This is a genomic window from Archangium violaceum, assembly GCF_016887565.1.
GTDB classification, from domain to species: Bacteria; Myxococcota; Myxococcia; order Myxococcales; family Myxococcaceae; genus Archangium; species Archangium violaceum_B.
Genome location: NZ_CP069396.1, coordinates 13,136,506 through 13,148,794, shown reverse-complemented (window position 1 = coordinate 13,148,794; position 12,289 = coordinate 13,136,506). Strand labels below are relative to the sequence as shown.

Annotated in this window: 11 protein-coding genes; 6 read left to right on the top strand and 5 right to left on the bottom strand. The window is 67.7% G+C overall.

Going from position 1 to position 12,289, the window contains the following annotated elements; genetic code table 11:
• Nucleotides 1-103: 103 nt before the first annotated feature.
• Nucleotides 104-394: a hypothetical protein gene (locus tag JRI60_RS52525; RefSeq protein ID WP_204223693.1), complete on the bottom strand. Its 291-nt coding sequence runs from the start codon at nt 392-394 to the stop codon at nt 104-106.
• A 148-nt stretch (nt 395-542) separates the two neighbouring features.
• Nucleotides 543-1,106, bottom strand: coding sequence for a 3-keto-disaccharide hydrolase (locus tag JRI60_RS52520; protein ID WP_204223692.1), 564 nt, complete (start codon nt 1,104-1,106; stop codon nt 543-545).
• 162 nt (nt 1,107-1,268) lie between these two features.
• Between JRI60_RS52520 and JRI60_RS52515 the strand changes: the two genes are divergently transcribed.
• Nucleotides 1,269-2,822 (top strand): patatin-like phospholipase family protein, encoded by a 1,554-nt coding sequence (locus JRI60_RS52515; RefSeq protein WP_204223691.1) that lies wholly within the window; start codon nt 1,269-1,271, stop codon nt 2,820-2,822.
• A gap of 24 nt (nt 2,823-2,846) precedes the next feature.
• Here the strand turns inward: JRI60_RS52515 and JRI60_RS52510 are convergent, their stop codons facing one another.
• Together JRI60_RS52510 and JRI60_RS52505 are read right to left on the bottom strand one after the other, a co-directional pair.
• A complete protein-coding gene (locus JRI60_RS52510; protein WP_204223690.1) occupies nt 2,847-3,623 on the bottom strand; it encodes a hypothetical protein in 777 nt (258 codons plus the stop codon).
• A 163-nt stretch (nt 3,624-3,786) separates the two neighbouring features.
• A complete protein-coding gene (locus tag JRI60_RS52505; RefSeq protein WP_204223689.1) occupies nt 3,787-4,416 on the bottom strand; it encodes a DUF3575 domain-containing protein in 630 nt (209 codons plus the stop codon).
• A gap of 214 nt (nt 4,417-4,630) precedes the next feature.
• Between JRI60_RS52505 and JRI60_RS52500 the strand changes: the two genes are divergently transcribed.
• From JRI60_RS52500 to JRI60_RS52490, 3 genes are all read left to right on the top strand, one after another.
• Entirely contained in the window at nt 4,631-5,455 is an 825-nt protein-coding gene (locus tag JRI60_RS52500) for an acyl-CoA thioesterase (RefSeq protein WP_239470246.1), read from the top strand.
• 221 nt (nt 5,456-5,676) lie between these two features.
• A complete protein-coding gene (locus tag JRI60_RS52495; protein WP_204223688.1) occupies nt 5,677-6,048 on the top strand; it encodes a hypothetical protein in 372 nt (123 codons plus the stop codon).
• A gap of 282 nt (nt 6,049-6,330) precedes the next feature.
• Nucleotides 6,331-6,819, top strand: a complete 489-nt coding sequence (locus tag JRI60_RS52490; RefSeq protein WP_204223687.1) for a hypothetical protein — start codon at nt 6,331-6,333, stop codon at nt 6,817-6,819.
• 4 nt (nt 6,820-6,823) lie between these two features.
• Here the strand turns inward: JRI60_RS52490 and JRI60_RS52485 are convergent, their stop codons facing one another.
• The gene (locus JRI60_RS52485; protein ID WP_204229482.1) at nt 6,824-8,125 is read right to left on the bottom strand and encodes an MFS transporter; all 1,302 of its coding nucleotides are present in this window, start codon (nt 8,123-8,125) and stop codon (nt 6,824-6,826) included.
• Between the two features lie 516 nt (nt 8,126-8,641).
• Between JRI60_RS52485 and JRI60_RS52480 the strand changes: the two genes are divergently transcribed.
• A complete protein-coding gene (locus JRI60_RS52480; RefSeq protein ID WP_204223686.1) occupies nt 8,642-10,612 on the top strand; it encodes a serine/threonine protein kinase in 1,971 nt (656 codons plus the stop codon).
• Between the two features lie 120 nt (nt 10,613-10,732).
• Entirely contained in the window at nt 10,733-11,665 is a 933-nt protein-coding gene (locus tag JRI60_RS52475) for a DUF2381 family protein (RefSeq protein ID WP_204223685.1), read from the top strand.
• Nucleotides 11,666-12,289 lie beyond the last annotated feature (624 nt).

The window sequence follows — 12,289 nt, the reverse complement described above, 5'->3', positions numbered from 1 at the left end:
CCTCTCCCAGAGGGAGAGGGGACATCCACGGTGAGGAACCAGGTCAGGCCCTCTCCCTCTGGGAGAGGGTCGGGGTGAGGGTCGACCGCGTCACACCGTGCCATCACTCCCTGTTCCTGTCCTGCTTCTCCTCGCCCCTCTGGCGGCGGAGCTCCTCATCGGCCTCGTCGATGGGGCTGCGGATATCGGGGACGTAGCCACCGACCTCGGCGTCACTGTCCAGGGCGAACTTCTGCTCGCGGGTGGGGTGGATGGAGTCGGCGGCGTAGAGGGGCCGGGTGTCATCGGCCTCGAGACCGCGCTCGACCCGGTCCTTGGCGAAGGAAGGTTTACGGCTCTCGTCCTCCTTCGGGTGCACGGGGTTGTACTTCCTTCCCTTGTCGTTGCCGGCCATGGTGACGGACTCCTCGTAGGGACCGCGGACGCGCGGAGTTGCGCGCCACTCCGAGGTTCAATGTGGGGCGCACCCGGGGCGCTCCAAGCTTCCCGGGGAGGGACGAGCGCAGGCCCGCCCGGCCGGTGCGTGAGCGCCGGTGCGAGCCTCAGAGCCGCTGGATGCGAGGGGAGCGGAAACGCACGCGGGAGCCGGCGTGGTGGGCCTGCAGACCGATGCGGCCGGAGCGAGGCTTGTAGGCGGGCGCGGTGAAGACACACACCTCCACGCCATTGAGGGCGACGCGCAGGTCCAACCCACCGGCGAGGATGTCGAAGGTATTCCACTCGCCCAGGGGCCTGGAGGCCAGCAGGAGCGCGGGAGCGAGCATGTACAGGGCGCCGGTGAGGTGCAGGGAGCTGCCCTGGGTGCCGTGCTCGGGGTCGACGCCGCGGTCGTCGATCTGCACCTCGAAGCCGGCCTTCCAGTCGGGCTGCTTGCGCGCGAGCTCGGCGGTGGGGAAGCGGAAGAAGACGCCGGAATTGTCCTCGATGGAGTGGGCGAGCCAATCCACCTGGAGACGGAAGTCGGAGAACTCAGAGGGGGTGTACCAGAGGAGGCCGGAGCCGCCCTCGGACTCGAGGACACCGGGGCCGACGGGGACGAAGCGACCCTCGCCGGCCATGGCCCAGGCGCCGGGGATGTCGAAGGACAGGGTCTCGAAGGAGTCCATGAGCCTGTCAGGGTGACGCGAGCGCGGGCCCGCGAGCAAACGCACGAGGTCACATCCATCATCTGGAGGACGGAGTCGTCCCCTGACTGTACGGCAGGCATCCGAGGAGCGACTCCCATCACATCTCCAGAGCCGCCACTCCGTCCAATCTGGGGGAGTGTCATGACACCAGAGGAACGCAAGAAGCAGCAGGAGCGGGACGAAAGGCAGCAGAAGAAGAGGGAGTGGAAGGACTGGATGGTGACCGTGGAGCAGGCGCGCCAGGACGTCGCGCGCCTGAAGCTCGACGTGAAGCGGAAGCCCTCGCCGTTGGATTTCAAGAAACACTTCCTCGGCCATGCGGGCGTGAATGAGAAACTCAGACAGCTCCGTGCCGAGTGCGAAGGCAAACGGTTCTCCGACATCGTCGATGACGAAGGCCACCCATACGTCGACCTGGTGATGGAGGGAGGGGGAACGCTGGGAATCGCGCTGCTCGGGTACATCCACGCGCTGGAGTCGATGGGCATCCGCTTCCTGAGCATTGGAGGAACCTCGGCCGGGTCCATCACCGCGCTGTTGCTGGCGGCGGCGAAACAGGACAAGCGCCAGGCGAAGGCCGAGGAGCTGTTCCACATGCTCTCGGAGCTGGACCTGCCCACCATCCTGGACAGCAGGTTCCCGGTGAGCCGGTTCATCCGGGCGGTCCAGCGGCGGGTGCCCAAGCCGAAGCAGGACGCCGGGTGGGGCGCTCGGGTGAAGGGGCGGCTGAGGTCCCTCGCGGTGGGGGTGTCGCGCTTCCAGTGGGGTGTGTTGTCGTGTCCCAGCATCCTGCGCCGGCTGGGCCTCAACCCGGGTGAGCGCTTCCTGGAGAGGGTCCACAAGATTCTCGAGGCCCACCAGGTGCCGACGGCCGGGGACCTGAACAAGCGGATGACCGCGCTGCCGGACAGACTCCTCGAGAAAAAAGACGGCCAGGCACCGAAGCCCATCGAGATACCGAAGGACAAGAGGCCGCGCCTGGCGTTGGTCGCCTCCGAGGTCTCCACCGGCACCAAGGTCGTCTTCCCGCAGATGGCGCGGCTCTTCTGGAAGGACGCGGAGAAGGTGGACCCGTCGCTCTTCGTCCGGGCCTCCATGTCCGTGCCGTTCTTCTTCCGCCCGCTGCGGCCGGAGGACATGCCGCGCAACGATGACGAGTGGAACGAGCTGGTCGACTACGACGGGGGCACGCCGGTGGACTCCTGCACGCTGGTGGACGGAGGAATCATGTCGAACTTCCCCATCAGCGAGTTCCACTCGACGGCCATCCCGCGCACGCCGACGTTCGGCGTGAAGCTGGGGCTGGAGAAGCGCAAGCGCATCGACGCCATGTCACGAGGCCTCAGCGCGAGGCCGCTGGGGCAGCTCGGCGCGGCCATCTTCAACTCCGCGAGGCAGACGCTCGATGAGGACTTCATCAACAAGAACCCGGACTACAAGAAGCTCATCACCACCATCGACACGGGCCCGCACGACTGGCTCAAGTTCGACCTGAGCGCGGACGAGCAGGTGGACCTGTTCCTCCGGGGCGTGGCGGCCGGAGCCATCTTCCTGAAGCACTTCGACTGGCCGAAGTACCAGGAGGTGCGGAAGCAGCTCGAGCGGGCGCAGCTCGTGGGCGCCGAGGAGCAGGAACCACCGCGGCCGGCACCGGGAGCCGCGAACCTCACGCCGCCCACCGCCCCACCCGCGTGACGGTGGGTTGCGGGAGGCTGGGCGTCAGCCCTCGCCGGGAGCGTTCCGCTTCTGGGACAGGGAGCGGAACTCGGCGGCGTACGCGAGGAGCTGGCGGATGGCCCGCTCCGAGTCGCCCTGGCTCGCCTGCAGGAGCGGTGACGTCCATTCTTGACCTGGAGGGAGGCCCTTCTCCTCCTGGAGCCAGCGCTGGAAGCGCGGGTACTCCTCGTCCCTGGCACCCGCCAGCGCCAGGCACAACCGGTACCCATCGATGAAGCCCGCCATCCGCCTCACGTCGATGGGACCGATGAACATCCCGAGCCTCCCGGGCACGTCTCCAATCTCCCGGCGGACTTCCAGCAGCATGTCCAGCGTGGGCGTGGGCGGGTGCGCGGGAATCCAGGACGGCTCCCGGGCCGCCGGGTGCTCGCCGCTGAAGTGCCACGGGATCGAGGCCAGCGCTTCCGGGGAGAGGGCTCGAAACTCGGCGACGAAGTCCAGGAACTTGAGCAGGGCACGCTTCTGGTCTCCGTGGAACTCCTCCAGATAAACAGGTTCCCACCCTCGACCCGGCCAGGCTTTCTTGACATCGCGAAACCACTCGCCGAACAGCGAGTCCGCCCCCTCCTCGATCCCCAGGGAGCGGAGGCACTCCCCATAACCTCCGATGAAGCACATCACCCGATCCACGTCGGGCATGCCGATATAGAGGTACGGCCCTGTCGCGCGGCTTCTCATGTCCTCGCGGATGCGCAGCAGCACGTCCAGCAGGGGAACGACGGGCTTCACGTCGACGAGCGAGGCGGGCTGCTGGCTCATGGGGCCTCCGTCATGGTGTCAAAGTTCCTTCGACCCCCACCAGCAATGACAAAATCAGACAGGCGCGGCAGAACCCCATGAGCAGTGATGATCCACCGCCGCTTGTGGCCGTGTCGACGCACACCGGTTGACTGCCCGGGCGCACACGGAGTGCGTCACCCGCTCAGAACGTCCATCCCACGGCGAGCTGCCCGCGAGGGCCCGCGCTCCAATCGTCATAGCGAGTGCGCAGCTCCAACAACCCACCACCACTCGTCAGCGTCGTGGGCTCGCTCACCGTGCCGCGCTCATACGTCAGACCCACGCCCAACGCGGCCTGCACCGTGAAGCCCCGACCCAGGCGCAGGCTGTAGCCCGTGAGTACCGCGCCTCCCACGCTCCACGCCCTCTCCAACGAGCGCACCGGGTGCTCCCCGTCATTCAACTCCCGCCACCCATGCGCCACCTCGAGCCGGGGACCCACCCACATCCCATTCAGCGAGGAGCCCGTCAGATAGAAGCGCGCCCCGGGCTCGAGCCCCACCCGCAGGTACGCCTCGTCCGACTCGCCCAGCAGGCCATTCCACGTCTCCAGGTCGAAGGCCACCCGCAGTCCCAGGTTCACGCTGACGTGCTCGTCCACCTCCCGCTCCCCCTCCACCGAGAACCCGTTGCGGTCCATCAGCGGCACCGTCACGCCCACGAACATCCGGCGCGGCTCGAACAGGGGCACGGTGGCGCTCGTGGCCGCCTCACCCTCGTTGCTCGCCGCGGCCAGCAGCAGTGCCGTCATCACTCCCGCCACACCGTGCATGTCATCCTCCGGGGCGCTCCGGCTCCACCTTCTGCAACCCCCGTGCACGAGCTGTCCACTCGGAGAAACGAGGCACACGGAACCACGCCGCCCCCTCCTCCCGCCACCCCAGCGACGCACCCGGGCCTCGCGCTGCCACGTGCCCTACGCGGACGCGGCGAGCACGGACTCACCAATCGTGGCCCGTCTCCACGGTGTTGGTTAGGGTGCGGCCATGTCCGCGAACACCATCGAATCCCCCTTCGTCACCGCCACCACCTGGAGCTCGCTGGGAGAGGGGCGCTACCGCGGTGACATCCGCCCCGAGTGGTTCCAGGGGCGCGGCGCCTACGGCGGAATGCTCGGAGGCTCCCTGCTGCGCTCGATGATGCGCGAGCTGAACGACCCGGCCCGCGCGCCGCGCTCGCTCACCGTGCACTTCTGCGCTCCCGTGTCCGAGGGCGAGGCCCTGCTGGCGGTACGCGTCGAGCGCGCCGGCCGTCAGGTGACTCACCTGTCCGCGCGCCTGGAGCAGGCCGGTCAGGTGGCCTGCCTCGCGAGCGCCACCTTCGCCATCTCGCGCGAGACGCCCCTCGTCTATGACGAGGCGCGCCCGCCCCGGGTGCCTCCTCCTTCCGACGTGACCCCCGTCCCGAGCGAGGTGCTCCCCACCTTCGGCGCCCAGTTCGATTTCCGCTGGTGCGTGGGAGCCGCGCCCTACTCGGGTGCCGCCGAGGCCCGCTCCGGTGGGTGGATCCGCCCGTGCGTCCCGACGCCGCTCGATGCGCCCCTCGTGGTGGGCTTGCTGGACGCATACCCGCCCGCCGCGCTCTCGCGGGTGAATGGCTTCTGCAACGGCGCCACCATGGACTACACCGCGCACTTCTACGCGCCGCTGCCGCTCGCCCAGGCCGCTCCGGATGCCTTCTACCTGCGCACCGGCCACTCCCGTCACGCCTCCGAGGGCTACGCGGATGATTTAGCGGAATTGTGGAGTGAGAGCGGTCAATTGCTCGCACAGCTGCGCCAGATGGCGGCGGTGTTCCCGGCGACGCGTTGAGCCATACCGTCTGTCTTCTCGGGAAAGCGAGGAAGAACCAGACACCGTCAAGCATTGACGCGAAGCGCAAGACTCTCTTTCGTGCGCCCGAAGTTGGCCTTCTGTGTCACGAAATGCTAACAAGGCGACCCTCTCCGGTCGGACGGTCATCCACCTCAGGAGGGGGGGTTGAGGTCGGTCCGGGAGGTAGCACTCCCCGCAGTCGCCACAGGAGAAGTCACATGCGCAAGTTCTTCCTCATCAGCAGCGCCGCCGTGTCTCTGTTCGCCGTGGGTTGCACCTCGCCCGAGGCCGTGTGCAAGTCCGGAATCGATCTCGCCTGTGAGCGCGCCTTCGAGTGCCAGTCGAACGAGGTGAAGTCCACCGAGCAGTTCAAGGCCGCCTACGGCGCCAACGCCGAGGAGTGTAAGACCAAGCAGTACGCCGTCGCGAAGTGCGACGATCGCAAGGAGTACGACGAGGCCTGCACCGACGGAAAGAAGTACGACCTGGGCAAGGCCTCGGATTGCTCGGACGCGAAGGCGGCCCAGACCTGCACCGACTACATGGACGCGACCAAGACCCCGGCCGCGTGCAAGGAGATCTGCGGCTAGTCCCGCGCGGCACCTCCGGGTGTCGGAGCCGTGAGGCACGAAGGGCCGGTCTCCTCGTCCCGGAGGCTGGCCCTCTCTTTTTTCCCGGCCCTCGTGCCGGAGCCGTTCCACCCGGTGAGAAACGGGCGGCGAGCGAGGGGACTCCGCACGAGCGGTGAAGAGGGGCGGAGGCCGTCGTGGGGGTTCGCCGGGGGCCACTTCCGCTCCACCCGGGGCTCGGGTAGTTTGCGCCGCCCTGCGTTCCGCAGTGGTGCAGTACGCAGCAAACCGAGGACCCCAACGATGGCAAGGATTTCCCAGGACCAGGCTCAGGAGCGCCACGCGTTCCTGCTCGAGCTCTTCCGCAAGCAGCCGGACATCAGCCGCAACGAGGCGATGGACGCCTACAAGGACAAGTTCGGTGCCTCGCTGAACGCCAAGACGTTCAACGAGCTGCGCGAGCAGGCCCTGAGCGAGGCGGACAGCGCCGAGGAGAAGGCCGAGGAGACCTCGAGCGAGTCGGAGTCCGAGAACGAGACGCCGGCGGACGACGCGGCGTCGCGGCTGAAGGCCGTGGCCTCGTCCGAGCCGATGAACGGCGCGAGCGCCCAGCCGGCGAAGAAGCCGAAGGCGAAGGGCGCCGGCCCGAAGAACGTCTTCGTGGACGCGTCGCAGGAGCAGCTGCAGTTCCTGGAGCGCGTGGTGCAGCAGCTCCAGGAGTCCGGCGCGAGCAACCTGCGCATCGACCACTCCACGGACCGGTGGATGGTCCTCACGGTGGAGACGAAGTAGTCGGCTAGAAGTCCCCGGGCCCCTCGAGCTGGACGGAGGGGCTCGGAGCGCCCGCGGGGACGAGCTGCCTGGGAGTCTCCGTGGCGTCGAAGGCACGCGGGCGCAGCAGGCGCAGCGTGAGCACGAGCGCGAGGAAGAGCAGCGCGCAGCTGGCGGTGACGAAGCGCACGCCCACGCGGTCCGCCAGCGCCCCCTGCAACCATACCCCCACCGCGTACCCCACGCCGAGCATCATGCCGTAGAGGCTGCTGATGCGGGCCTGGAGCTCGCGAGGCACGCGCAGCTGGCAGGTGGTGTTGAAGCCGGTGAGCGTGGCCATGTAGAGCGCGCCCAGGCCGACCATGGCCAGCGCCGCCGAGTGCAGGGTGGGCGCCATCCAGAACAGCGCCGCCATGGGGCCGATGAGCAGCACGGTCCACTCCATCAACCGCTTGCGGCCGATCCACGCCACCAGCGGTCCGAGCATCACCGCGGCGCACACCGCGCCCACGCCCTGGGCGGTGACGAGCAGCGAAGTGGCGACCTCGCCCTGGTTGAGGACGCGAATGGCGTACACGGGCACCAGGCCGATGAAGGGGGCCACCAGCACGGAGAGCGCCAGCGTCCCCATCATCACCAGGAAGATGCCGCTGTCCTGCCGGGCCACGCGGATGCCGCGCACGATGCCGGGCCACAGCTCCTCGCGCGCGCGGGGGGCCTCGCGGCCGGAGGAACGCACGCGCCACAGGGCGACGAGCACCGCGAGGAAGGAGAAGGTGTTGCACAGCAGGGCCCAGGCGGGGCCGCCGGTGGCGAGCACCAGGGCGGCGAGCATGGGGCCGATGATGCGCCCCAGGTTGTACTGGGCCGAGTTGAGGCTGAAGGCGCTGTGGAGGTCCTCGGGAGGGACGACCTCGGAGATGAGGGCGGAGAAAGCGGGGCCGATGAGGGTGCTGGCGCAGCCGTTGAAGAAGGAGATGACGGCCACGGCGGGCACGGTGAGGCGGCCGGTGAAGGCGAGCACCGTGAGGATGGCGGCCAGCAGCGCCTGCACGAGGGTGCCCAGGGCGACGTAGGCGCGCCGATCGAAGCGATCGGCGAGCGCGCCGCCCACGGGAGAGAGCACCACGGCGGGGATGTAGGTGAGGGCGGCGATGCCACCGGTGGCCTCGGCGCGGCCCGTCACGGTGGTGACGAACACGCCCAGGGCGATCAGCTCCATCCAGGTGCCGATGTTGGACACGAGCGCGCCGGACCAGACGTGGACGAAATCCCGGTGCCCGAAAGCGCGGAGCGAAGAGAAACGAGACAGGTGGAGGGCTCGCACGGCGCATCCCTTGTAACGCATCCGGGTGACGCACGCTCGGTGGGCACCTGCGCACACGTCTAGGAGCGCATGCTCGTCGACCCGGCTGGTGGGCTTCCGGCAAGCCTTCAGCCGTGACGAATTCCTATGAACACAAACAAATCACGAACCACACCAGGGATGGGAGTGATCGGGCCCAGGAGAGAGGGACGTACCGGAGTGCCGAGGCATGACGGACCGCGCAGCACTCCCTCTCCCTCTGGGAGAGGGCCGGGGTGAGGGTATCCATCCCCGTGCTCCTGCCGGTGGCCGGTGTCGGGGAAGCCCTCGGAGGACACGGGAGAGGTCGGGTCGAGAGATGGAAGAGGAGACATGCCGGCCACCCCGGAGACACTACCGCGAAAGTCGGGTTCTGCTAGGGTCGCGCGGACGTCCGGACGGAGGTCCACGACCCTGGTCATCCACCTTCCAAGAATCGGCGCCCGGGTAGGCGACTACATCATCACCCAGAAGCTGGGAGAGGGAGGCTCGGGCCATGTGTACAAGGCCGAGCGGGGCGAGCGACTCTTCGCCATCAAGTTCCTGGCGGACCTGGAGCTGACGGGCTGGAACCGGCGGGAGATCACGCTGATGCTCCGCCTGCAGCTGCCGAACGTGGTGGGCTTTCGCGCGTGCGAGAGGTGGCCCCACCCGGACCTGGGCTACCCCTACATCGTCATGGACTACGTCCCCGGGCTGACGATGGACCAGTGGGCGCAGAGCATCAACCCCACGGCCCGGGTGGGGGTGCACACGTTCCTGAAGGTCGCGCGAGCCATGCGGGAGGTGCACCGGCTCGAAGTGCTGCACCGGGACCTGAAGGAAACGAACATCATGATCCGCGCCGACGACGGCGAGCCGGTGGTGATCGATTTCGGATTCGGGGCGATGAAGGGAGTGCCCACGGAGACGAAGCCGGGCCGTGTGCCGCCCGGGACACCCGAGTATCGCAGCCCCGAGATGATCAAATTCCTGAGGGGCGAGACAGAAGAAATCACATACACATACACGCTCTCCGACGAGTTGTGGGCGATGGGGGTGCTGCTGTACTGGCTGCTGACGGATGAAATGCCCTTCGGCGACCGGATGGAGCAGGGGCTGCACGACCGGATATCGCAGAATACGCCCAGGGCGCCCCACGACCTGAACCCGCGCGTCCCCGAGGCGGCGAGCCGGCTGTGTATGCGCATGCTGGCGAAGGACCCGCGCGAGCGCTTCAAGGGGGATGACGAGCTGTGCGCGGCACTGGAAGCGGTGCTGGCCGAGGCCGAGGGGGACGCGAGCTGGGACGTGCCGTTGATGGAGCCCCCGGAGGCGAGCGGGGAGTCCGACGGGAAACCGGAGGAGGAACAGCAGTGGATGGCCCACGAGCCCCGGCGCGGCTGGTGGCCGGAGGAAGAGCCGCCGGCGCGGGAAGAGACAGCCGCACCACCCGCGGAGCCAACCGTGGCCATTCCCCCCGCGCCCGCCGTGCCGGCGGAAACGAACGCCTCGCGAGAGACAAAAACAGCCGAGGGAACGCAGTGCCCGGAGGCGCCCGCCGTGCCGGCGGTGGCTGACGGAGCAGGGCCAGGGCGGGACCAGGACGTACGCCCCTTGCGGGTGGAAAGGGTCGAGCGGCTTTCCCTGGCGCTGGTGGTGGGGCTCACGGTGGCGGTGGCGCTGGTGGTGGGTTCGCTGAGCGCGTCGGGGCCCGAGCCGGATGCCACGCCCGCCTCCGTGGCGGACGGGACCACCTCCCCACCTGACGCATCCGCCCAGGGGGAGGTGACGACTCAGGCCATATCTTTCCGTGAAGTGGCGCGACCGGGAAACCTTGCCGAATCTGAATCAGACGCGGCGCCCGACAGGGCCCAACCCCCCGCGCCTCTTCCTACCGCCATGTCTCGAAAGAAAGATTCCCGCCCGAAGCCCGAAGAGAAGCTCACGCCCCAGTCGCCGAACAAGGCCCGGCGCTGTATTCCCATTCCCCAGAAGGTATGCACGGCGGCCGGTGTCTGCACCATCATTCTCACGGGCTGCTCTGGTGCCCAGGTGCGTCCCACTCCCGAGCCTGTCGAATGCCCGGCGGGTTGGCGCGAGACGCACGCCCGGTTTGACATTGGCGGGCATAGCGGAGACGTCGTGCTGCAAGGGTATGAGGGGAGGAACACGGAGAGGGCAACCGTGCATGAAGGCCCTGCCAACGTCGTGGTGTCAGGATTTGGAATTGGCGATCTGCCTGGGGGCACCTTGCTTTCTGGGACGATGCAGCTTGGGGAGAACCGTTTCTACGGCACCTTCACCCAGGCGCGGATTCCAGGCGGTGGGACCTACCCCGTTTGTGTGGTCATTGCTCGAGACGCTCCGGGAGCCTGGCCTGATGGCTCGACTTGCCCCGTAGGACTGGGTGAGTGCCCCACACCTGAAAGCAGGCCGGGCAACATGAAAAGTGCTACGCGCTTTCCCGTCTTCGGAAAGAGCAGGTAATGGCGAGTGCCGCCCGGTAGGGCTGGTGCGGTGTGCGCTCGATCGTTGCACCGTTGGATCCAACAGGGGGGCCACGCCGGTTGCCGGAGGCTACCCCGTGCCTTTGGAGGTTGAATTCCCGTGCTGCTTCTGTCTCCCGGCGCTTTCCTGGCGCTGGTTCTCCTCGCTGGCGCGGCAGAGGCCGCCGAGCCCCCCCTCCATCCGCACTGCGCCGCGAAGCCCCGCATTGACTTGGTGGCGGACTCCATGGAGCAGGCACCCGAAGTGTGCGTCAGCCCGGACGAGCCGACGACATTGGTCTTTGACTCCCACCTGGCGCCGAGAGCAGTGGAGTTTCAGCCAGAAGGCCGCTTGGCGGATTGGGCCCAGGGCCAGGAGGATCGGAGTGTCCTTGTCATTCCCAAGGAAAACTACCTTCCAGGGGAACGGATAAAGGTCACAGTGCGATTCGCGGATGGTGCAGCCCCGGCAAGTGCGAGCTTCTGGCTGGTGGGCCACGCGGCGAGGGGGGCAAGGCGCGTGGAGGTATTCCGCCAGCCGCACCCTGCGGACGCGCTCAAGAAAGAGGCAACCGAGGCACAGGCCGAAGCGCGCCAGTGTCAGGAGGACAAGGCGCGGCTTCTGGTCGAGCGCAAAGAGCCGGGCGGACTCATGGGAGCCGCGTGGTTGGAGCGTCGAGGCGCCGTTGTGTCAAAAGACATCTGGCTGGACTTGAATCACCACCCGGCAAACGCTCTCTGGACAGAAAGGGCCCGGAGCTACAGCCATGAGGGAAGACTGGCGGTAAGGCTTGGACTCAGCAACCCTGGCACCGAGTCCTGGAGAGCGGAGGGCGCCGTGTTGAAGGACACGACGGGCGCGGAGATAGCGCTTTCGGTGTGGCAGGAGTTGGCCGTTGATTCCGGCACGACTGGCCTTGTCGTGGTGGGCGCTGAGAAGCCAGCGGATCAGCTCAGCTGTCCCTGCACCCTCAAGCTGTGGGAAGAACAGGGGCCCCGTACCGTCACCGTCGGGAACGTCACGTTCCCGGTGAGCCAGAAGGCGGGACCATGAGCACGGCCACTGCGAGCTATGCCGAGCCTCAAGGGGTGGAGCGCCCACCGATCTCCGGGAAGTGCCTCGCACGGGTAAGTGCGGTGGCCACCGGGAGGTCCCGAGGAGCAGGGGACCGGATGGGTCCCGTGTAGCCATCGACGCAGGACGGGTGCACGCCGGGCTTGGCCCTTCACTCTAGGCGACTTTGTCGAGGGTAAGGCGCCGCACAACCCACCCCTCATTCTCCGGTGCACGGGCCCAGGATGAGCCAGGGCTCGGCGTCAGCGCTAACTCTCCGGCTACCTCCACGGCAACCTCTCGGTCTCTCTGTGACGCGGTAGCTGGAAGGATTAGGAGTATTGAGCTCGGCCGCACCTGCACCGAGGCGTCCGGCACACTCGGAAGTGCTACTGTCGCGGGCGGCCTCTCCATGGAGGTGATGGCGGCGGCGATGGAGTCAATAGCCGCGCTCGCGCCACCGCATGCCCGCGCCAAACGTTCCGCGAGACTACCGGGCGGGATCTCAGCGCCCTCGTGTGCGGCGCGCCAGAGGTGGCTCATCGTAGGAGTGTTGTAGATGGTCATGAAAAGCTCCTTATGGGATGGACAGGTGAACGGGGACGGCATCAACGAAAGCAGGGT